The sequence below is a fragment of the Saccharopolyspora hordei genome, assembly GCF_013410345.1.
Taxonomy (GTDB): Bacteria; Actinomycetota; Actinomycetes; order Mycobacteriales; family Pseudonocardiaceae; genus Saccharopolyspora; species Saccharopolyspora hordei.
Window position 1 is genome coordinate 3,724,297 of sequence record NZ_JACCFJ010000001.1, and the last position, 20,126, is coordinate 3,744,422.

At 73.9% G+C, this 20,126-nt stretch carries 22 protein-coding genes; 18 read left to right on the top strand and 4 right to left on the bottom strand.

The genetic code is table 11. The annotated features are described in order from the left end of the window. Nucleotides 1–40 precede the first annotated feature (40 nt). The 6 genes from HNR68_RS17055 (at nt 41) to HNR68_RS17080 (ending at nt 5,138) form a co-directional block, all read left to right on the top strand. Nucleotides 41–1,651 (top strand): PucR family transcriptional regulator, encoded by a 1,611-nt coding sequence (locus tag HNR68_RS17055; RefSeq protein ID WP_179722347.1) that lies wholly within the window; start codon nt 41–43, stop codon nt 1,649–1,651. 162 nt (nt 1,652–1,813) lie between these two features. Next, nucleotides 1,814–2,557 carry a transglycosylase SLT domain-containing protein gene (locus HNR68_RS17060; RefSeq protein ID WP_179722349.1) on the top strand — a complete coding sequence of 248 codons (744 nt, stop codon included), beginning with the start codon at nt 1,814–1,816 and terminating at the stop codon, nt 2,555–2,557. A gap of 15 nt (nt 2,558–2,572) precedes the next feature. After that, on the top strand, nt 2,573–3,637 hold the full coding sequence (locus HNR68_RS17065) for a CHAP domain-containing protein (RefSeq protein WP_179722351.1): 1,065 nt from the start codon (nt 2,573–2,575) through the stop codon (nt 3,635–3,637). Beyond that, the gene (locus HNR68_RS17070; protein ID WP_179722353.1) at nt 3,637–3,903 is read left to right on the top strand and encodes a YbaB/EbfC family DNA-binding protein; all 267 of its coding nucleotides are present in this window, start codon (nt 3,637–3,639) and stop codon (nt 3,901–3,903) included. Before HNR68_RS17065 ends, HNR68_RS17070 begins: the two co-directional genes overlap by 1 nt. Beyond that, complete coding sequence (locus tag HNR68_RS17075) at nt 3,903–4,325, top strand: hypothetical protein (RefSeq protein WP_179722355.1); 423 nt, start codon at nt 3,903–3,905, stop codon at nt 4,323–4,325. The genes HNR68_RS17070 and HNR68_RS17075 overlap by 1 nt, the downstream gene beginning before the upstream one ends. A gap of 90 nt (nt 4,326–4,415) precedes the next feature. Further along, a complete protein-coding gene (locus HNR68_RS17080) occupies nt 4,416–5,138 on the top strand; it encodes a hypothetical protein (protein ID WP_179722357.1) in 723 nt (240 codons plus the stop codon). Here the strand turns inward: HNR68_RS17080 and HNR68_RS17085 are convergent, their stop codons facing one another. Continuing rightward, nucleotides 5,139–6,782 (bottom strand): AMP-binding protein, encoded by a 1,644-nt coding sequence (locus HNR68_RS17085; protein WP_343050196.1) that lies wholly within the window; start codon nt 6,780–6,782, stop codon nt 5,139–5,141. It lies immediately after the preceding gene. 93 nt (nt 6,783–6,875) lie between these two features. On the opposite strand from HNR68_RS17085, the gene HNR68_RS17090 reads away from it, so the two are divergent. From HNR68_RS17090 to HNR68_RS17145, 12 genes are all read left to right on the top strand, one after another. Further along, a complete protein-coding gene (locus tag HNR68_RS17090) occupies nt 6,876–7,733 on the top strand; it encodes a helix-turn-helix transcriptional regulator (protein ID WP_343050197.1) in 858 nt (285 codons plus the stop codon). Between the two features lie 593 nt (nt 7,734–8,326). Beyond that, a complete protein-coding gene (locus HNR68_RS26515) occupies nt 8,327–8,770 on the top strand; it encodes a hypothetical protein (protein WP_218888334.1) in 444 nt (147 codons plus the stop codon). Nucleotides 8,771–9,305: 535 nt separating this feature from the next. Continuing rightward, complete coding sequence (locus HNR68_RS17100) at nt 9,306–9,869, top strand: type 1 glutamine amidotransferase domain-containing protein (RefSeq protein ID WP_179722359.1); 564 nt, start codon at nt 9,306–9,308, stop codon at nt 9,867–9,869. Between the two features lie 144 nt (nt 9,870–10,013). Beyond that, complete coding sequence (locus HNR68_RS17105) at nt 10,014–10,979, top strand: arsenic resistance protein (RefSeq protein WP_179722361.1); 966 nt, start codon at nt 10,014–10,016, stop codon at nt 10,977–10,979. 61 nt (nt 10,980–11,040) lie between these two features. Beyond that, the gene (locus HNR68_RS17110) at nt 11,041–11,580 is read left to right on the top strand and encodes a hypothetical protein (RefSeq protein ID WP_179722363.1); all 540 of its coding nucleotides are present in this window, start codon (nt 11,041–11,043) and stop codon (nt 11,578–11,580) included. A gap of 133 nt (nt 11,581–11,713) precedes the next feature. Beyond that, nucleotides 11,714–12,409: a phosphatase PAP2 family protein gene (locus HNR68_RS17115; protein ID WP_179722365.1), complete on the top strand. Its 696-nt coding sequence runs from the start codon at nt 11,714–11,716 to the stop codon at nt 12,407–12,409. A gap of 318 nt (nt 12,410–12,727) precedes the next feature. Next, nucleotides 12,728–13,624 carry an MIP/aquaporin family protein gene (locus HNR68_RS17120; protein WP_179722367.1) on the top strand — a complete coding sequence of 299 codons (897 nt, stop codon included), beginning with the start codon at nt 12,728–12,730 and terminating at the stop codon, nt 13,622–13,624. 72 nt (nt 13,625–13,696) lie between these two features. Then, a complete protein-coding gene (locus HNR68_RS17125; RefSeq protein ID WP_179722369.1) occupies nt 13,697–14,104 on the top strand; it encodes an Hsp20/alpha crystallin family protein in 408 nt (135 codons plus the stop codon). Nucleotides 14,105–14,427: 323 nt separating this feature from the next. Continuing rightward, nucleotides 14,428–15,249 carry a bifunctional allantoicase/(S)-ureidoglycine aminohydrolase gene (locus HNR68_RS17130; RefSeq protein WP_179722371.1) on the top strand — a complete coding sequence of 274 codons (822 nt, stop codon included), beginning with the start codon at nt 14,428–14,430 and terminating at the stop codon, nt 15,247–15,249. A gap of 177 nt (nt 15,250–15,426) precedes the next feature. Then, nucleotides 15,427–16,104, top strand: coding sequence for a helix-turn-helix domain-containing protein (locus tag HNR68_RS17135; RefSeq protein WP_343050198.1), 678 nt, complete (start codon nt 15,427–15,429; stop codon nt 16,102–16,104). Next, nucleotides 16,101–16,946: a GNAT family N-acetyltransferase gene (locus HNR68_RS17140; protein ID WP_179722373.1), complete on the top strand. Its 846-nt coding sequence runs from the start codon at nt 16,101–16,103 to the stop codon at nt 16,944–16,946. The genes HNR68_RS17135 and HNR68_RS17140 overlap by 4 nt, the downstream gene beginning before the upstream one ends. Before the next feature lie 150 nt (nt 16,947–17,096). After that, complete coding sequence (locus HNR68_RS17145) at nt 17,097–17,630, top strand: TetR family transcriptional regulator (protein ID WP_179722375.1); 534 nt, start codon at nt 17,097–17,099, stop codon at nt 17,628–17,630. 9 nt (nt 17,631–17,639) lie between these two features. Here HNR68_RS17145 and HNR68_RS17150 read toward each other — a convergent pair whose 3' ends face one another. The 3 genes from HNR68_RS17150 to HNR68_RS17160 all read right to left on the bottom strand — a co-directional run bounded on the left by HNR68_RS17150 (nt 17,640) and on the right by HNR68_RS17160 (nt 20,009). After that, nucleotides 17,640–18,581 carry a DivIVA domain-containing protein gene (locus HNR68_RS17150; RefSeq protein WP_179722377.1) on the bottom strand — a complete coding sequence of 314 codons (942 nt, stop codon included), beginning with the start codon at nt 18,579–18,581 and terminating at the stop codon, nt 17,640–17,642. Nucleotides 18,582–18,721: 140 nt separating this feature from the next. Next, nucleotides 18,722–19,405 carry a zf-HC2 domain-containing protein gene (locus HNR68_RS17155; protein WP_179722379.1) on the bottom strand — a complete coding sequence of 228 codons (684 nt, stop codon included), beginning with the start codon at nt 19,403–19,405 and terminating at the stop codon, nt 18,722–18,724. A 55-nt stretch (nt 19,406–19,460) separates the two neighbouring features. Beyond that, on the bottom strand, nt 19,461–20,009 hold the full coding sequence (locus HNR68_RS17160) for a sigma-70 family RNA polymerase sigma factor (RefSeq protein WP_179722381.1): 549 nt from the start codon (nt 20,007–20,009) through the stop codon (nt 19,461–19,463). Between the last annotated feature and the right edge of the window lie 117 nt (nt 20,010–20,126).

Below are 20,126 nucleotides of genomic sequence, written 5' to 3' on the forward strand. Positions count from 1 at the left end.
GCCCGCGTCATCCGTACGGTGTGTGCACCGAGGAGGTGCGATGGATCCGACGACGCCGGACGTGCTGGCGCTGCCGACCGTGTCCGAGGTGCTCGACCTGCCTGTGCTGCGCCGCGGCAAGCCCCGGGTGGTCGCCGGGGCGTCGGGGCTCGACGGCCGGGTGCGGTGGGTGCACGTCGCCGAGATCGCCGACATCGCCCCGCTGCTCAGCGGCGGCGAGCTGGTGCTGACCACCGGCATCGCGCTGCCCGAGGAGCCCGCCGAGCTGGCCCGCTACGTCGACGGGCTCGCCGCCGCCGGGGCGTGCGGGCTGGTGGTGGAGCTGGTGCGCCGCTGGCGCGACCGGGTGCCGGACGCGCTGGTGGACGCCGCCCACCGGCACGACCTGCCGCTGGTGACGCTGTCCGAGGAGACCAAGTTCGTCAGCGTCACCGAGGCCGTGGTGGCGCGCATCCGGGACGCCCAGCTGGCCGAGCTGCGCGCCACGCACGCGATCCACGAGACCTTCACCGCGCTGACCACCTCGGGTGCCGAACCGGCGTCGGTGCTGCGCGAAGCCTCGCGCCTGCTCGAGCGCCCAGTGGTGCTGGAGACGATGGCGCACCAGGTGCTGGCCTACGACGCGGCGGGCCAGGACCCGGTCGCGCTGCTGTCGGACTGGTCGGAGCGGTCCCGCGCCGTGGTGCAGTCCGGGCGGACCTGCTACGACCCGGAGCGGGGCTGGCTGACCACCGTGGTCGGGGCGCGCGGCGACGACTGGGGCCGGCTGGTGGTGCTCGGCCCGGAACCCGCGCACCGGCACGTGGTGGTCGCCGAGCGGGCGGCCTCGGCGCTGGCGGTGAACCGGCTGGTGACGCGGGACCGCGAGAGCCTGGAGCGGCAGACCCACCGCACGCTGATCACCGAACTCCTCTCCGGCGGCGCCGACACCGCCGACCTGGCCGCCCGCGCCGCCGGGGTCGGGGTGCCGCTGGACGGCCCGCTGGTGGGCATCGCGGTGCGGCCGCACACGACCACCACCCCGGCGCCCGCGCTGGAGACCCAGCAGGCGCTGCGAGACCTGGCCGAGGCGACCGCGCTGGCCGCGCGCCGGGCGCGGCTGCCGGTGCTGGTCGGGGTGGTCGACGACGTCACCGTGCACGCCGTGGTGGTGCTGTCCGACGTGGACGCGGACGCCGCGCTGCACCGGCTCGCCGCGGACGTCCGCCGCTCCGCCGCGCTCCCGCTGGTGATCGCGGTGGGCACCGAGGTGGCCTCGATCGCCGGGGCGCGCCGGACGCTCACCGAAGCCGCGCAGGTCGCCGAAGCGGCCCTGCACGTCGACGACGGCACCCGCGCGTTCCACCGGCTCGACGACGTGCGGCTGCGCGGCCTGCTGCACCTGCTGCGCGGTGACGAGCGGCTGACCGCGTTCGCCGAACGCGAGCTCGGGCCGATCCTGGACGACCAGCGGCTGCTCGACGCGCTGCGCGCGCTGTGCCGGCACGGTGGCAACAAGTCCGCCGCCGCCGCGTCGGCGCACCTGTCCCGCACGGCGTACTACGGGCAGCTGGCCCGCATCGAGCAACTGCTCGGAGTCCCCCTCGACAACCCGGAATCACTGGTGTCCCTGCACGTGGCGCTGCTGACGCGGGACATGCACCAGGAGTGACCGGCGCACGCGGCCGAACGGCGTCCGCGGGGAGCGCGAGCGGCCCAACGGGGTGCACCCGGCGCAGCACCGCGCACCCGGCCAACGGGTGAATCCCGCCCGAAGAGCCCAATCTTGCCGAAATCCCGTTCCTGCCAGGGACTTTCCCGCCATACTCCTCTCGTGAGCCAGCTGACCGCAGAACAGATCGCGCAGCACGCCTACGAGGCCGGTTTCCGGGGCAAGGACCTGACCACCGCCGTGGCCATCGCCATGGCCGAGTCCGGTGGCAACACCCGGGCGCACAACGACACCCCGCCGGACGACTCGTACGGCCTGTGGCAGATCAACATGCTCGGCGACATGGGGCCGGCCCGCCGCAAGGAGTTCGGCCTGGACTCGAACAAGGACCTGTTCGACCCGGAGGAGAACGCCAAGGCCGCCTACGAGATCGCCGGCGGGGGCAAGAACTTCGAGCCGTGGTCGACCTACACCAACGGCGCCTACAAGAAGCACCTCGACGAGGCGGAGAAGGCGGCCAAGAAGGTCTCCCGCAACCAGGGCTCCGGCGGCGGCAACCACGGCGGGGGCAACGGCGACGGCTCCAAGGGGGGCGGCTTCACCGCCAACCCGGAGGCTCTGCGCAAGTACGCCAAGGACGCGGAAGGCATCGCCGAGGAGCTCGACTCGATCGGCAAGCGCACCGTGCACTCGGTCACCGGCATCGCCAAGGACAGCTTCGGCAAGGTCGGCGAGGAGACCGGGTTCTCCGACGCGCTGGGGGACTTCAGCAAGAGCCTGGAGAAGCAGGTCCGCACGACCGGCTCCAACGCACGCAAGCTCGCTGCGGGCGCCACGGACGCGGCCAAGGACTACGAAGAGATCGACCAGCGCTCAGCCGCCGAGCTCAAGCGCCTCATGAAGTGATCAGGGGGAACTCAGGTGGATCCACTGGGAGTCGCGACCCGGTTCGCCAACGAGCTGTTGACCCACCAGAGCAAGCTCGAGGGCAAGGCCGGTGAGGTGCAGCGCGCCCAGGCCGCCCTCGAATCGGCGGCCGGCGCCATCCAGGACCAGCGGGAGGCGCACAAGCAGGCCACCGGCGACCTGCTCAAGAGCTGGAAGAGCGAGGCGACCGCGGGCCTGGAGAAGCGCTCGAAGAAGTTCGACGACGACCTCGACGTCACCGCCGGGGCCAGCGCCGAAGCCGCCAAGATCGTCGGCGAGGTCACCAAGGCGCTCGAGGGCAGGCACAGCAACGTCGGCCAGCTCGTCGAGGACTTCATCACCAAGGCCGGCCAGCTCGTGCAGGCCGGCCTGGCGGCCGCCGGGATCGCCGCTCCCGCCGGGTTGATGAAGGCCGTGGCCCAGGTCGCCGACCTGGCCGGCGGCTACATCAAGCAGTCCGGCGGGGAACTGAAGGACGCCCGCGACGAGATGACCGAGGCGGCGAAGAAGCTCCGCTCGCTGCTCAAGGAGCTCGACTCCGACGGCGTGGGCGACCCGAAGGGGGAGGACTCCGGCAAGGGCCAGGGCGGCGGCCCCGGCAAGGACGACAAGCCCGGCAAGGGCAAGGACTCCGGCAAGGTCGAGGACATCCTGGACAACGCCCGCAAGCACCTCGGCTACCACGAGGGCCCCAACAACCGGAACAAGTGGGGACCGACCGGGCAGCCGTGGTGCTCCTACTTCGCCACCTCGATGTGGCGGGAAGCGGGCGTGGACATCCCGAAGTACGGGTTCACCGGCGACGTCTACAAGTGGGGCCAGGAGCACGGCACCGCCTACAGCGCCGACGACCTGGCCCAGAAGGCCCGCCCGGGCGACGCGCTGCTGTTCGGCAGCGGTCCCAGCCAGGGCGCGAGCACGCACATCGGCATCATCGAGAAGGTCGAGGGCAACAAGATCACCACGATCGAGGGCAACTCGGGTGACGAGGTCGCGCGGCGCACCTACACGCTGCCCAAGGACGCCGGCAAGTTCTACGGAGGGGTGCACCCGAAGTGATGATCATCGGACGTGCGCAGCGGGACGGTGTGTCGGTCTCCGTCGCACCGGGCGGCGCGCTCAGGTCGGTGCAGCTGGAACCCGTGGCGCTCGAGCGCGGTGGCGCGGCGCTGGCGCGGACGGTCCTGGCGCTGGTGCGGGAAGCCACCCAGCGCGCCAACCGGGACGCCGAAGCCGCCATCCGGGAGCAGGCGGAGGGGCTGTCCGAGGCCGACGTGGCCGCGCTGGGACTGGCCTCCGGAGCCAGTGAGTCGGGGAGGCCGTGATGCACGACGACCCGCGGACCATCGACGAGCTCATCGAGATCGCCGAGTCGATCACACCGCCCACCGACCTCGCGGGAGGGCTGGACGCGATCCGCGGCACCGCCCGTGGCCAGGGCGTCGCCGTCGAGGTGGACGTGCAGGGGATGCTGGTGGACCTGCACATCGACGACCAGGCGCTCGCGCTCGGCCCGGACCGGCTCGCAGCGGAGATCACCCGCCTCGCCGGCGAGGCGGGCCGGGACTCCCTCCAGCAAGGCGTGGTGGCGATCCAGGCCGGGTGCGGGCCCGACGTGGCCGCCGCGATGGTGGAGTTCCTCAACAGCGTCGAGGAGGAGCCCGAACCCGAACCGGCTCGGCCCGCGGAACCGTCCTGGGAGGACGAGGAGGTCACCGGCGTGAGCATGGAGCGGCGCGGGTGGTGACCCACGCCGCCCCGTGATCGGGTTCTCGGCACGCGAACCGTGGCCGCGATCACAGCGTCGCTCCGGTCGCGTACGCGATCCTGGGCGGCGATGTCCAGCCCCGACCTGACCACGACCGTCCGTTCCCCGTTCTCCGACGCCGACTTCCCCGCTGACCCCTACCCCGGCGCGCGCCCCGGCGTCTCGTTCGTCCACCTCGACGGCGTCGGCCGGGCCGTGCTCCCGGACCCCACCGCGCCGTCGGGCTGGCGCGTCGACGGCGACTGCCTGGACAGCTGGCTCGCCGACCACGGCGCGGCACCGCTGTGCGACCGGCAACCCGTGCTGGCCTACGGGTCGAACGCCTGCCCCGCCAAGATCACGTGGCTGCGCGAGGAGCTGGGGCTCACCGGGCCCGCGGTGGTGATCAGCGCGCGCTGCACCGGCCTCGCCGCGGTCTGGTCCGCCGGGCTGCGGGCCCGCGACGGGCAGCGCCCGGCGGTGCTGGCCGCCGCACCCGGTGTGGTGGAGGACCACGCGGTGTGGTTCGCCACCCCGGAGCAGCGCCGGGTGCTCGACCGGTGCGAAGGGCGCGGCGTGCGCTACCGGCTGGTGCAGCTGCACGGCGCCGAGCGGATCCAGCTGGCGGACGGCAGCGAACCGCAGCGGGTGCTGGCCTACGCCGCGGCGAGCCCGGAGCGCGCCCCGCTGCTGGTCGACGGCCGACCGGTGCGCTGCGCCGACGTCGACCAGCACGCCGCTGTGCGGCTGACCGGCACGCCCGGCTCCGACGGGCTCACCTGCACCGAGGTCACCGGCGAGCCCGGCTGGTGATCACCCCCGGCGCTGCTGCCGGAGCACGAAGCGCTGGACCTTGCCGCTGGGCGTCTTGGGCAGCTGGTCGACGAAGTGCACCGCCCGCGGGTGGGCGTGCGCGGCGAACCGGCGCTTGACCAGCTGCTGGAGCTCGGTCACCAGGCCGTCGTCGCCGGAGCGTCCCGGGCGCAGCACGACGAACGCCTCCACGACCTCACCGCGCAGCTCGTCGGGAACGCCGATCACCGCCGCCTCGGCCACCGCCTCGTGCTCGACCAGCACGCTCTCCACGTCGAACGGCCCGATCCGGTAGCCAGCCATGATGATCACGTCGTCGTCGCGGGAGGAGAAGAAGAACGCCCCGTCCGCGTCGCGCGACCCGGCGTCGCCGGTGAGGTACCAGCGGCCGTCGGCGGTGAACCGCTCCGCGGTCTTCTCCGGCGCGTCGGTGTAGCCGGTGAACCACATCAGCGGGCTGCCCGCCACCTCGATCGCGATCCGTCCGGGAGCGCCGACCGGGGCCGGTTCGTCGCGGTCGTCGGCGAGCACCTCAGCGGACCAGCCCGGCAGCACCGTGCCCATCGACCCCGGCTTGAGGTCGGTGCGGACCTCGTCGGCCCACCCGTTGACGACCACCATGCCGTGCTCGGTCTGTCCGTAGTGGTCGCGGACGGCCACGCCCAGTTCGCGCTCGGACCAGGACACCACGTCCGGGGTCAGCGGTTCACCGGCCGAGGACGCGCGGCGGAGCCGGACCGCGCCGTCCCGGGAGCTGGTGAGCAGGCTGCGGTAGACGGTCGGCGCGGCGGCGAAGTTGGTGACCCCGAACTCGCGCACCACCCGCCAGGTCAGCTCGGCGGAGAACCCGGCGTGCAGCAGGATGCTGCGCCGTCCCGCCGCCAGCGGTCCGAGGATCGCGTAGTACAGGCCGTAGGCCCAGCCGGGGTCGGCGGCGTTCCAGAACACGTCGTCCGCGCGGACGTCCAGCCCGAACTCCAGGTAGGCCTGGAAGGACGCCAGGGCGCGGAGCGGCACCGGGACGCCCTTCGGGGCTCCGGTGGTGCCGGAGGTGAACAGCTGCACCAGCAGGCCGTCCCCGCCCACCGCCACCGCGCGCCCGCCCGGCTCGTCCCCGGTGTAGCGGTCGAGCAGCGCGGCCAGCGACCGCTCGTCGGCGGGATCGCCCGCGACGACGGTCTGCCACGGCGGGTCGGCCGGGATGTCCTCGCCGGGCGCCAGCTTCGCGCGCTGGTCGGCGTCGACCACCACGACCTTCGCGCCGCTGGCGCGCAGCCGCAGGGCGATGGCCGGGGGCGCGAAGGCGGTGAACAGCGGCACGTGCACCGCGCCGCGCCGCCAGATGCCCAGCAGCGCCACCACGAGGTCGGCCGACTTGCCCATGAGCACACCGACCGCGTCACCGGGGGCTACGCCCAGGTCGGCCAGCGCGGCGGCGAACCGCGCCGAGTCGCGACGCAGCCTGCCGTAGGTGATGTCCTGACTGGACAGATCGGGTTCGACGACGGTGAAGGCGACCGCGTCGGCGGGGTGGCGGTCGCAGAGCAGGTCGGCGGCACAGGCGTCCGGGTCGTCGAACCGCGCGAGCAGCTCGGCCACGCGGGCCGCTCCTGGCGCGGTGGGTGTGCTCAGCTCTGTGCTCACGGTCGGCCCTCCCCGGCTCCTTTGCCTCGGCGCTGCCGGGCGCTATGCTCCGCGCCACACAACAGTCCCGGCTACCCCCGGAAAGGGGTGGATGTGCGAACCGGTGGTGACGCGCTCCTACGCCCGGACGACGGCGACGCCTTCCGCCAGGCCGTCCGGGCGGTGCGGCAGGCAGCCGACATGCCCGTGGCGTTCGGCGGACAAGCAGCCGACGGCGTGCTGCGCCTGTCGGAGCACGCCGGGGTGCGCACCAACAGGCTGAAGGGCTTGCGGGTGCGGGCCGCGGCTGGTCTCGGCGGCCAGGTGCTCACCCACCGCCGCCCGGCCGCGGTCAGCGACTACGCCACCGCGCCGACGATCAGCCACGACTACGACGGCCCGGTGCTCGCCGAGGGGCTCAGCTCGATCATCGCCGCGCCGGTGCTGGTGGACGGTTCGGTCCGCGGGGTGCTCTACGGCGCGGTGCGCGGCGTGGCGCGGCTCGGCGACCGGGCGATGGAGCTCGTGGTCGACGCGACGCGGCGACTCGCCGGCGAGCTCGCGGTGCGCGACGAGGTCGACCGGCGCCTGCGTCTGCTGCGCGCGGCGGAGACCGCCGGACCCCGGGAGCAGGTGGCGCTGGAGGAAGTGCGGGAACTGCACGCCGAGTTCCGCGCCATCGCGCAGGGTCTGGCCGACCCCGCCCTCCGGGACCGCCTGCACCACGCCTGCGACCGGCTGGCCGGGCTCACCTCGGCACCGGAGGCGACGCCGCGGGCGAACCTGACCCCGCGCGAGCTCGACGTGCTCTCGCAGGTGGCCTTGGGCTGCACCAACGCCGAGGCCGGCAACCGCCTGTCGCTGCGCCCGGAGACCGTCAAGGCCTACCTGCGCAGCGCGATGCACAAGCTGGACGTGCACAACCGCCACGAAGCGGTGGTGGCCGCCCGCCGCCAGGGCTTGCTCCCCTGACTCCGGGCAGTCCCGGGAATCCGGTCGCGCCCGTGCGGTCCGCCCGGCTGGCCCCCGGCCGGGACTCGACCCACTGGGGGCGGCGGCGCGCGGGTCGGCACCCGTCGACGTCCACTTCGGACTCACGACGGTGCCGCGCTGCACGAGCGCCGGCGGCCCCCCCACCACAGCCCTGGAACACCGGCCCGCGGGCCGAGAACGGACGCACGTGGACGACATCAGGACCGGCACCGTCGAGGTGCCGGGCGCGACCCTGCACCACGAGACCCGCGGCGCGGGACCGGTGTTGCTGCTGATCCCCGGCTGCTCGGGGGACGCCGGGACCTTCGACGCGTTGGCGGCCGAACTCGCCGGTGCGCACACGGTCGTCAGCTACGACCCCCGCTGCTTCTCCCGCAGCCGCGCGGGGTCCGCCCCGCAGCACCAGCGGGTCGAGGAGCACAGCGCCGACGCCCGGCGGGCCTGGACCACGTCGCCCGCCCCGGCGAGCCCACCTTCGTGCTGGGCACCAGCTCCGGGGCGATCGTCGCCCTGGACCTGCTCGCCCGCTTCCCGGACCCACCGCGGCTGGTGCCGCCCCCGAACCGCCCACAGTGGAACCGCTGCCCGACGCGGCCGAGCACCGGGCGTTCTTCCACGAGGTGCGCGAGGCCCACCGGCGGGACGGCGTCGCCGCGGCCCTGCACGTCATGGCGGCTGGGACCGCCGGTGGTGACGACTCCCCACCGCCACCGCGTGCCGCACCGCCGAGGGCCGAGGACCGGACGGCGGCGAACCTGCCGGTCTTCCTGGAGCACGTCCTCACCCAGTTCACCGCCCACCTGCCCGACCTGGACACCCTGCGGGCCCGGTCGGACCGGCTGGTCCTCGCTGCGGGCCGCGACTCGGCGGGGCAGCTGCTGCGCCGTCCCGCCGAGCACCTCGCCCAGCGCACCGGCGCGAGGTTCGCGGAGTTCCCCGGTGGTCACGCCGGCGCGACCCAGCACCCGCGGGACTTCGCGGCGGCACTGCGCCGGGTGCTCGACGCGCAGCGGTGAGGAGGGCCCGGCCACGGCCAGGTGAGGTGCGGCGGCGTCCGCGCTCGCGTCGGCGGTGCCGCACGCCGCCGCACGGATGCCGGGCGTGATCGCAAGGGGACACTCCGCAACGAGGACTGTGGTGTTCGCTACGCCCGAAAACGCCCGTCGACCCCTTGCACAACGGCAGCCCAACCCGCACGCTCGTAACAGCACGCCGCTGACCTGCGAAGACAGCGCGCGTGCGGGTCGGGTGGAGCGTCGGGGGTTCCATCCGTCATCCGGGGAACGGGTGGGCGGCGGTCGGGGCCGCCCACCCCACCCGGGACCGCACACCCCTCGTTCCGCGCGCGGCGGACCCGCCGGTCCGGCACGCTGCCCACTCGGACGCGGGCGGGGCTCTCCCACTCCGCGCAGCTCACCGCGCTGTGTGGCGCGCACGGCACCGGGCCGGTCAGACCCCGCGCGCCCGACTTGGCAGTGCGGAGCGGGACGGGGACGCTGGGAACCGCACCGGCCGCTCGTCGGTGCTACCAGCGGAAGGGGTGATTCGACGATGGCCGGAGAACTGAGCGGACGCCGGGTGGCGGTCCTCGCCGCCGACGGGGTCGAGCAGGTCGAGCTGGTCGAGCCGCGGAAGGCGCTGGACGAGGCCGGGGCCACGGTCGAGCTGCTCTCCACGCACGGCGGTGAGATCCAGGCCATGAACCACGACATCGAGAAGGGCGACACGTTCGCCGTGGACCGCGAGGTGTCCAGTGCCTCGGTGGACGACTACGACGCGCTGGTCCTCCCGGGCGGCACGATCAACCCGGACAACTTGCGCGCCGACGCCGACGCGGTGTCCTTCGTCCGGGACTTCGTCGGCTCCGGCAAACCGGTCGGCGCGATCTGCCACGGACCGTGGACGCTGGTGGAGGCCGACGTGGTGCGCGGTCGCCGCCTGACCTCGTACCCCAGCATCCGCACGGACGTCCGCAACGCCGGTGGCGAGGTGGTCGACGAGGAGGTCGTCGTCGACCAGAAACTGGTGACCAGCCGGAACCCGCACGACCTGCCCGCGTTCAACGCGAAGCTGGTGGAACTGGTCGGCGCCGCCCAACCCGCCGCGCGCGGCTGAGGCGAGTGCCCCGCGTGCGGTCCGGCGACGCTGCACGCGGGGGCTCCCCGCCGGTCGACGACCGACGGCACCGAGCCCCCTCCCCTCCCGCACGCCCGCGTCGGGCACGATCCGGGGGTCGGCCGGGACGAGGAGCGGAGCGGGATGCAGCAGCGGGGAGTCGTCGCCGCGCTGGAGCGGCACCAGGTGGGCGTCTACCTCGCGGCGATGGTGCTCGGGGCCCTGCTGGGCTGGGCGGCGCCGTCGGCGGGCAGCGGACTCGGCCCGCTGATCAACCCGGTGCTGGGTGCGCTGCTGTACGTGACGTTCCTGCAGGTGCCGTGCGCCGACCTGGCGCGGTCGCTGCGCGCCGGGCGGTTCCTCGCAGCGGTGCTGGTGGTGGACTTCGTCGTGGGACCGCTGGTCGTGGCGGCGCTGGTGCCCTCCCTGCCCGCCGACCCGGCCCTGCGGCTGGGCGTGCTGCTGGTGCTGCTCACGCCCTGCGTGGACTACGTGATCGTCTTCTCCAGGCTGGCCGGCGGCAGCAGCCAGCGCCTGCTGGCCGCCACTCCCCTGCTGCTGCTCCTGCAGATGCTGCTGCTCCCGGTGTTCCTGGTGGCGTTCCTGGGGCCGGGCTTGGCGGACGTGGTGGAGGTCGGGCCGTTCGTCGAAGCCTTCCTGGGACTGATCGTCGTCCCGCTCGCGCTGGCGTGGAGCACGCAGGCCTGGGCCGCGCGCCGACCGGCCGGGCAGCGGGTCGCGGACACCGCGGGCACCGCGATGGTGCCGCTCATGGCGGCAACGCTGCTGACCGTGGTCGCCTCCCAGGTCCCGGCGCTCGACGGCCGGGTCGGCGACGTGGCGCGGGTGGTGCCGCACTACGTCGCGTTCCTCGTGGTGATGCCGTTCGCCGGGGCGCTCGTGGCGCGGACGCTCCGACTGGACGTCCCGGACACCCGGGCCGTGGTGTTCACCGGGGCGACGCGCAACTCGCTGGTGGTGCTGCCGCTGGCGCTCGCCCTGCCGGACCACCTGGCCGTCGCGGCGGTCGCGGTGGTCACCCAGACCCTGGTCGAGGTCATCGGCATGGTGGTGTGCGTGCGCGTCGTCCCGCGCCTGCTGCCGCGCTGACCGCTGCGCCCGCCGCGCGCCCGGCGCACCCTGGTGCCAGCACCTCCGATCGGGGCCGTCCATGTCCCACCCGTGTTCGCGGCGGGAGTTCCTGGCCGTCGCCGCCGCGCTGCTCACCGCGTGCGACCAGCAGCCGCGGCACGCCCCGCTGCCCGACTGGATGCTCACCCCGGACGACGCGGCCGACCCGGAGCTGTGGCGCGACGCACAGCTGATCGCGGACCTGCTGGTCCGGCACCGGGAGATCCGGCGCGAGGTCGCGCACCGCTCCACCGGGGTCCGCGCGACCACGACGAGCCCGGCCGCGGACCTCGCCGAGCGCCTCCGCCTGCACGCGGAGCGGATGCGGCAGCGCCTGGTGCGCGGGGCGCCGATCCGGCAGGCCGACCCGCTGTTCGCGGCCCTGTTCGCACACCACCGCGACCTGCACCTGGAGGTGACGCCCGTGCCGGGTGGGGTGCAGGTCGTCGAGACGTCCGCGGACCCGGTCGCGGTGATGCTGCTGCGGCAGCACGCGGTGCACGCGGTGTCGGAGTTCGTCTCCGGCGGGGTGGCCCGCGCGCGTCGACCCACCCCGCTACCGCCTGGATATCCTTCGTGACCATGTCACCCGGTGGAGCGACAGGAACGCAGGCCCCCGCGGACGTGCTCCGCAGCGCCCCGCCGCAGGTGACGTCGTCGTCACCCCTCCTGCGAGGGGTTCACCGGTCTTCGAAGGGATGGCAGGTCAACACGTGGTGGACAACCGAGCGGCAGCAGTGGTGCAAGCCGAGCGGACGGCGGAGGACGCCGTCGGTGGTGTGCCCGACTTCAGCGCGGACCTCTACCGCGCGGTCGTGGACTTCGCCGCCGGCGCGCCCGGGTGGGTGCAGTCCTTCGGCGCGTTCTTCACCGAGGCAGCGCTGGTGCTGCTCTTCGGTGTCTTGCTGCTCGCCTGCTGGCGGGCGTGGCGGACGTCGGCGCGGAGCACGGCGGTCGCGCTGCTCGGCGTGGTGGGTGTGGGGGTCGCCTACGCGCTGAGCGAGGGGATCAAGGTGCTGGTGGAGGAGGGGCGTCCGTGCCGCGCCATGCACGTGGCGACCATCGTGACCTGCCCGCCACCGGGAGACTGGTCCTTCCCCAGCAACCACTCGGTGATCGCCGGCGCCACCGCGTTCGGCGTGCTCGCCGTGTGGCGGTCGGCCGGTGTCCCGGCCATGGTCGTCGCGGCGTGCGCGGCCTTCTCACGGGTGTTCGTCGGTGCCCACTACCCGCACGACGTGCTCGTCGGTCTGCTGTTCGGCGTGCTCGTGTCGGCGGTGCTGGGGGCGCTGCTGCGGAACCAGGTGACGCGGCAGGTCCAGAAGCTGCGCCCGGACCGGAAGCACGAGGGCGCGACCGAGCCGATCGACACCGACGAGGCACCGACCATGCAGATCCCACGGCTCTGACCGGTGCGGGGCCTTCGCCCCTCCGTTCGTCCACTCGGAACTCCGGTGCTCGCCCTCCCGGCGGGCACCGGAGTTCTGTGTTCCGACGGGGTGATCCTCTCTCCGCAGTGGACGCGGCTGACCTGCACCGGGTGGACAGTCCTGTCTGGAACGGCCGCTCGGGTGGACGTCGTGCCCGAGCGTTCCCCTGCCGCTGCCCACCGCGACCGTCCGGCGGTCTGCTCCGGACGGACATACACTCCGTGGAGCGATGGGGGATTCCGCTCGGGTCCAACGGACGCTCGGCAGGTGAACACCGACTCGTTTCCTGGAGCAACCATGGCTGAGCAAGGACAACGCCGTCACGGCTACCGGGAAGGGCTCGGCGGTGAGCTGCTCGCCGAGTTCCTGGGCACGTTCGTGCTGGTCCTGCTGGGCTGCGCCTCGGTGGCGGTCGCGGTCGCCGGGCTGCCCGGCTCCGGCCGCCAGGAGGACGCGTTCGGACCCGGCAACTGGCTGATCATCTCCTTCGGCTGGGGTTTCGCCGTGGTGTTCGGCGTCTACGTGGCCGGGGGCGTCAGCGGCGCGCACATCAACCCCGCCGTGACCCTCGCGTTCGCGGTGCGGCGCGCCTTCCCGTGGCTGAAGGTCGTGCCGTACGTGGTCGCACAACTGGTCGGCGCGTTCGTCGCCGCGGCGCTGGTGTTCGCCACCTACCGGTGGGCGATCGACGCCTTCAACGCCAAGTCCGGGCTGGCCCGCGACCAGTCGCTGGACACCTTCGCCATCTTCGCGACCTTCCCCGCCGAGTACTTCGGCGGGTCGTGGTGGGGCCCGTTGCTGGACCAGGTCGTCGGCACCGGGGTGCTGGTCCTGCTCATCTTCGCGCTCATCGACACGCGCAACACGGCGCCGTCGGCCAACATGGGACCGTTCCTGATCGGCATGGTGGTCACCGTCATCGGCCTGTCCTTCGGCACCAACGCCGGTTACGCCATCAACCCGGCGCGCGACTTCGGTCCCCGGTTGTGGACGTTCCTCACCGGCTGGGGCGACATCGCGCTGCCCGGCAGCTACGAGTGGTTCAGCTGGTACTTCTGGATCCCGATCGTCGGCCCGCTCATCGGCGCGGTGGTCGGTGCCGTGGTCTACGACCTGTTCATCGGCAGCGTCGTCGCCGCCCGCAGCGGCCCGGAACCCGGACGCGCGGGCGACCGGGAGCCCTCCGAGGAGTGACCGGGTTGGCCGCAGGCGCCGACCGGGTACCCACGCGGTGCGTCCGAGTCCCGTCGCCGAGGAGGGCACACCATGAGCAGCATGCTGCCGCGACCGAGCGTGGGGTTGGCAGACATCTTCCAGATGTTCGAGAACGAGTGGCCGTTCGGCGAGCGCCACGCCCTGCGCGTGGAGACGTTCACCGAGGGGGACGAGTACGTCATCCGCTGCGAGCTGCCGGGAGTGAACCCGGACGAGGACATCCACATCAACGTCGAGGGCAACCAGCTGAAGATCGACGCTGAGCGCAAGCACGAGGAACGCAGCGACCAGCACAGCGAGTTCCACTACGGCCACTACAGCCGGTCGATGCTGCTGCCGCAGAGCTGCGACACCGACCAGATCCAGGCCGAGTACGACGCGGGCATCCTCACCATCCGCATGCCCCGCAAGCAGACGCAGGTCAGCAAGGAGATCCCGATCGCCCGCAAGGGCAGGTGACCCGACCGGCCCCGGTGGTGCGGCTCCGCGCGGAGCCGCACCACCGGGGCCGTCGCCCTGGGCACGGGCCGCTGTCCGCGGTGGCCGACCGGGCCGTCCGAGCACGCCGCCGGCACCGGCGCCGCGTGGGCCCGCCACGGCGGCCCCGGGACGTCGCGGCCAAACCGATTAGGCGCCGGTCACGGGCTCGTCACTGTGACGTTGTCGAGGGTGTTCCTGGCCGCCTGTGCGGCTTAGGCTGGCCTCGAACGCTCGCAGCGCGGCGCACCCGGCACGCCGGCGCGGCAGCGTGCGAACGTCGACCAGGACAGGAGTTGCCAACAGTGAGCGAGCCGACGTACTACGCCCCGGAGGGTGGCCTGCCGCCGCAGACGACGCTGCTGACCGACCGCGCCATCGTGAAGGAGGCGTACACCGTCATCCCGCGCGGTGTCCTCCGCGACATCGTCACCAGCAACCTGCCGGGGTGGACCGGCACCCGCTCGTGGATCCTCGCCCGCCCCATCGCCGGGTTCGCCACCACGTTCGCGCAGTACGTCGTCGAGGTCTCGCCCGGCGGCGGCAGTGACCGGCCGGAGCCGGAGCGCGGCGTGGAGTCGGTGCTGTTCCTGCTCACCGGCGACCTCGACGTGGTCATCGAGGGCGAGAAGCACCAGCTGACCCCGGGCGGGTACGCCTACCTCCCGGCGGGCGCGACCTGGTCGGTGGCCAACGAGTCCGACTCGGTGGCCAGCTTCGTCTGGGTGCGCAAGGCCTACGAGCCGGTGGAGGGCATCCCGGCGCCGAAGCCGTTCGCGGTGCAGGAGCAGGACGTCGAGCCGACGCCGATGCCGGACACCAACGGCGCCTGGGCCACCACGCGGTTCGTCGACCCGGACGACCTCGCGCACGACATGCACGTCAACATCGTGACCTTCGAGCCGGGCGCGGTGATCCCGTTCGCCGAGACGCACGTGATGGAGCACGGCCTCTACGTCCTGGAGGGCAAGGCCGTCTACCGGCTCAACGACGACTGGGTGGAGGTCCAGGCCGGTGACTTCCTGTGGTTGCGCGCCTTCTGCCCGCAGGCCTGCTACGCCGGTGGTCCCGGCAAGTTCCGCTACCTGCTCTACAAGGACGTCAACCGCCAGGTGAAGCTGACCTGACCGTGCGGCGGGCGGGGCGGGGTCGTGAGCGGTGGAACCGCCTGGAACCGGTCTGCGCACTCACGACCTGCCGTCCACGCCCGGTGCGGGCGGCTCGGTGCTGCACTGCACGGCTGGGCTGGCGGGCGTGATCGCCGGCACGTTGTTGTGGAGCACGCGCTCCACTACCGTGAGCGCGTGCCTCGACCGCGCGTGCACGACCTGGACCGGGTGCTCGACGTCGCCGAGCGGCTCGTCGCGGACGTGGGCCCGGAAGGGCTCACGGTGCGTCGGCTCTCGGCGGAGAGCGGCGTGCCCAACGGGGCGATCTACCACGCGTTCGGCTCGCTGGCCGCGCTGCGCGGACGGCTGTGGTTGCGGGCCGCCACCGACTTCCTGGCCCTGCAGTCGGAGCTCGTCGACGAAGCGCTGGGCCGAGCCGGGGCGGTCGACGCGGTGGTCGCCGCCGCCGACGCACCGGCGGTGTTCGCGGAGGGTCGCCCGGCGGCCGCGCGGATGCTCATGACGGTGCGCCGGGAGCAGCTGCTCGGCCCGGACCTCCCCGAGGAGCTCGCCGACGCGCTGCTCGGGCTGGACCGGAAGCTGGTGTCCGAGGTGCTGTGCCGCTTGGCGTCCGCGCTGTGGGGCCGGCGCGACGGACCGAGCGTCGAGGTGATCACCACGTGCGTGGTGGACCTGCCGACCGCGCTGCTGCGCCGCCACCTCGGCCGGCTCACCGCGGACGGCGCCGCGCAGGTCCCCGCGGACGCGCGCGCCCGCCTCGCCGCGGCCGTGCGCGCGGTCCTCGACCTCGAGCCCCCGAGGCGCGGTCAAACCGCCTCGGCAGCCACCGAACGACTCGGAAGACGGAGATGAACGACTCGACCCGCCTGCACCTGCCGTCCGACGTCCGCCACGGCGCGAAGGAGGTCGCCGTCGGCCGCGGGCTCACCGGTCTGCTGTGGACCGGCGGGGCCCGGCTCTCCCCCGCGGCTCGGCAGCACCTGCGCAGCACGTTCCCGGCCGTGGCGGTGCAGGCGTTCACCGCCACGACCGAGCAGTACTGGCAGCAGTGGCTCTCCGACGACAACCTCGACGACCTGTCCGGTCTCGTCGTCGTCTTCGACGCCACCGGCCTCCCGGTGGCGTGGGTGGCCAGCAACGACCGCCGGTTCGGCGGCCGCACGTGCTTCTACGCCGCCTCGGCCGGCGTGCACCCGGACCACCAGGGCACCGGCATCTCCAGCACGATCTGGCGCGTCCTGCTGCGTTCGGCGATCGTCCGGGCCGCGCCGCGCAGCCTGTACGCGGTGATGCGCACCGGCAACCCACTGGTGTACGGCGCGTGGTCGTCCGCCACGGGTCGTGACGACGCCACCTGGCCCGCGCCGGGCTTCGCGGTGCCTGAGCACGTCCGGCGCATCGCGGCGGACGCGGCCGCCGACCTCGACCAGGCCGACCGGTTGGACCCCGACACGCTGGTCATCACCGACGCCTACGACGACACCGAGGCCGGGCTGTGGACCCAGCGCCCCACCTCCGACCGCACGGACGTCGACGAGTGGTTCGCGCGGCTGCTCGGGCCGCGCGACGCCGTCGTCCTCGTGGTGAGGTTCAACCCGCTGCAGGTCGTGGTCGACGAAGCGCTGCGCCAGGTGCGCCGCGCCCTGGGGTTGCGCACCAGCCGGTCCTCGCGCAGCTCACGCGCCCGCAGCTGAGCTGCCGCGGACACCGGCGAACAGGTCGTCCTCGGGCACGGTGGTGGGCACCACCGACTTGGCGAGCTGGTCGTCCTCGGTGGGCCACACCTCGCGCTCGATCTCCCGGGGGTGGGCGAAGAACGGGTTGTCCGGGCCCAGCTGCGTGGCGTGCGCGCGAGCGGCCCGGTCCCGGGTCTCGAAGCGACCAGGGACGGGACCGACCAGGCCAGCCCGCACAGCGTCGAGCCCGCGACGAACAGGCCCAGGGACCTCGTCCTCGACATCCACGAGGAGTTCATCGCCCGCCTCGGTGAGGTCGTCGCCGGACGCCGTCCCGGTGAGTCGCCCCTGGCGGCGCTGCGGCGCGCCTGCTTCGAGGACCTGGCCCGCCGCGACGCCATGCTCGGGTTCGCCGGCCCGGACTTCGTCCGCCTGGTCACCGGCAGCCCCACCCTGCGGGCCCGGTTGCGGGAGATCCACGAGGAGCGGGAGGCGGCGCTGGCCGCGGCGCTGGCCGAGGAGTTCGACGAGTTCACCGCCGGTCTGGTCGCCGCGCACGTCGTCGCCGTGCACCGGACGCTGTTCCGCGAGGTGCAGCGGCGGACGCTCGCCGGGCAGGACGCCGACGAGATCGCGGCCGCGCTGGAACCCCGAGCGGTGCAGGCGTTCGACGCGCTGCAGCGGCTGCTCGAGGAGCGCTGAGCGCCGGGGTCAGGCGCGGTCCGGCGTGCGCGCCGTGTCGAGGTGCTCGGCGACCAGGTCCAGCAGCGCGTCGACCTCGACCGGGTCGTACCCGCCCACCGGGACCTGGGGGAACTCGGCGGCGCGCACCTCGGCGGCGGTGAGCCCGTCCGCGCCGCGCAGGGTCGCCGCGACGCGGTCGAGCAGGTCGTCGACCTCGTCCACGTCGTAGCCGGGCGTGCCCTCCGGCGGCTCGTTGAACACCACGCTGCTGATCGCCTCCGCGGTCAGCCCGCGGCCACCGGTGGCCCCCCGCCGGAAGGCCCGGGCGATCGGCATGCGCTGCGCCGGGATCGCGCGGGCGCGCGGCGCCAGGTGCCGGATGCTGGCCGCGGCCATCACCAGGAACGCCACCACGCCGGCCTCCTGGTAGCCGGGGTGGCCCGGCTGCGGCGGGTTGAACCGGGCGGTCAGCAGGTCGTGCGCGGTCAGCGTGTCCTCGCCGCGCAACGTCGCCGCGACGCGGTCCACGAACGCGTCCACCTCGGCCTTGTCCAACGCGCGCTGCTGGGGCCCGGCCGTGTCGAACTCGGCGCGCGGCACCCGCTCGGGCCGCCGCTGCGGTGGATCCGCCTCGCGCCCGGCGGCCTCCGGTACGCCTCGCCGCGGCGGCTCGGCGCGCCGCGCCTCCGCGCGCTCCTGCTGCTGGGACGCCCGGACCTCGCGCTTCATCAAGGTGAGCGCGACCTGGTCCAGGAAGGCGTCGACCTGCTTCTTCTTGTAGGCGCGCCGACCGCGCTTGCGCGGGCTGAACCGGACGGTGAGCACGTCGCGCGCGGTCACCAGCGGCTTGCCGCGCAACGTCGCCACCACGCGCTTAAGGAACGCGTCGACCTCAGCCTCGTCGTACCCGTGGTCGCGCCGCCAAGCCCTGGCGAAGACAACGCTGCGCACGTCGTCGGGGGTGAGCATCGAGGTGCCTCCAGGCGCGCTGGTTCCACCGGACGCATCTCCGGCCACCGCGCCGGACCCCGACTCGCCCGTTCTGCGCGGACAGCTTGCCCGGGCCGCTGCCGGAGATCAAGCCCCCTCCCGGTCCGGTCGGTGCGGCCTCAGGCGGCGTGGCGGCTGACCGACCGGTGCGGGCGGCGCACGGGTTCGTCGTCGTGGTCCGGCGGACCGTCCACCCCGTCGGCGCTCGCCCGCTGCCCGGACCACTCGGCCGCTCCCGGACCGGGGGCGTCGCGGTGGTCGCGACGCACCACGACCAGCAGCACCAGCCCCACCACCAGGACGCCGTGCGAGAGCAGCCGCGCCGCGGGGACGGCCTCGTTGAGCACGTCGACCACGCAGAACCCGGTCAGCACGACGAGGAAGGCCGACAGCACCGGCAGCAGCCCGGCAGCCGCCCTCGGCCGCAGGGCGCTGAGCAGCAGTCCCACGCCCAGCGCCACGTTCCACGCCGTGCTCTCGTTGAACAGGTGCGCGCCCATCGACCCGTCGTGGCCGAGGTGGGCCAGTGCGGTCACCTGCACCAGCCCGAGCAGCAGCTGGCACACCGCCACGCAGCCGAGCAGCGGCCGGGGCCAGCGGTGCTGGCGCGGCCGCCGCGCCAGCACCGCACCGACCAGGTCCGGCGCCGGTTCGGCCGGCCGGACGCGCAACCGCCGGGTCAGCTCGGCGGCGCGACGCTGCCACTCCCGGCAGTCCGGGCAACCCGCTACGTGCTCGTCGAGCTCGGCCCCGGGGACCGGTGGTTCCTCACCGTCCAGCCGCGCCGAGATGGCCTCGCGCATGTGCGAACAGTCCACGTCCCTCCAGTCGTCCCCCGCGTCCCCGCAGTTCCCGGTCTCACCCGGCTTCCTCGGACCGGCCCCGGCGTTCCCCCAGCAGGTCCTCCCGCGCCCGGGCGACCCTGGAGCGCACGGTACCGACAGCACACCCGCACACCTCGGCGGTCTCCTGGTAGGACAGTCCCAGGACCTGGGTCAGCAGCAGCGCTTCCCGCCGCTCCGGGGCCAGGTCGTCGAGCATGACGGTGAGCTCCACGACCTCCTCGAACCGGCCCCGCTGCGGGCGGTCCACCGCCGCCACGTCGACCGGGGAGACCGGTCGCGCGCGCTCGTGGCGCACCCGGTCGGCGGCGACCCGGCGGGCGATCGACAGCAACCAGGTGCGCGCCGAGGCGCGCCCCTCGAACCGGGACAGGCTGCGCATCGCCCGGAGGTAGGTCTCCTGGGCCAGGTCGTCGGCGCTGCCGACGTCGGCGAGGTGCGCCAGGAAGCACCACACGTCGCGTTGCGTGGCGCGGACGAACGCTTCGAGTGCGGCCCGGTCACCGCGCCCCGCGGCGAACGCGAGGTCGGTCAGCCGGGCGTCGTCGGCCGCGGAGCGGTTCATGATCACGAAGGTTACCGGCCGGGCGCGGACCGTCCCGGACTGCGAGATCCACACCACCGGGAACCGGAGCGCGCTCCCGCACGACTGCTCCTGCGGACGACGTCGATCGGGACGAGG